The organism is Thauera phenylacetica B4P (genome assembly GCF_000310225.1).
Taxonomy (GTDB): Bacteria; Pseudomonadota; Gammaproteobacteria; order Burkholderiales; family Rhodocyclaceae; genus Thauera; species Thauera phenylacetica.
Genome location: NZ_AMXF01000585.1, coordinates 1 through 528 on the forward strand (window position 1 = coordinate 1; position 528 = coordinate 528).

The 528-nt window shown below is 77.5% G+C and carries 1 protein-coding gene; it reads right to left on the reverse strand.

Translation table 11 applies throughout. The features are described 5' to 3' along the window. Positions 1-528 (reverse strand): Hpt domain-containing protein (locus C667_RS23815; RefSeq protein WP_004392356.1); only part of this gene is annotated, 528 nt, incomplete at both ends.

The following is a 528-nucleotide window of genomic DNA, read 5'->3' on the forward strand; positions in this document are numbered from 1 at the left end:
CGTCGATGACCTGCTCGCAGCGGTCGATGCCGTGTGCGAGCGCCTCGGCGAGCACGGCGGCCGGCTCGCGCGCGGCGAGGCCGTCCTCCAGGCGCGACTCGAGCTCGTGCAGGTGGGCGCCGAGGCGCATCGCGCCCGCCATGCGCGCGCTGCCCTTGAGCGAGTGCAGCAGGCGCGCGACCGCACGTGGCGCCTCCTCGTCGTCGGCCTGGGTGCGCCAGCGCCGCAGGGTGGCGTGGAGCTCGCCGATGGTCTCGGCGGCCTCTTCGAGGAAGATGGGCAGCAGCTGGGTGTCGATGTCGTCCTGCGCCTGCACCACGGCGCCCGGCTCCGTCGCACGGAGCGCTGCGGGCGCGATGGCGGGCATGGCGGGCGGGGGCGGCATGTGCGCGGTGGCGTCCGCGAAAGCGGCGCTCGTCCGTGCGTCGGCAGGGAGGGCGGGCGCCGCTGCGCCGAGCGGCGTCCCGCCGCCGGGCTGCGCCTCGTCGAGGGCGACGAGCTCCCCTGCTGCCGGCCCTGTCGGGAGCG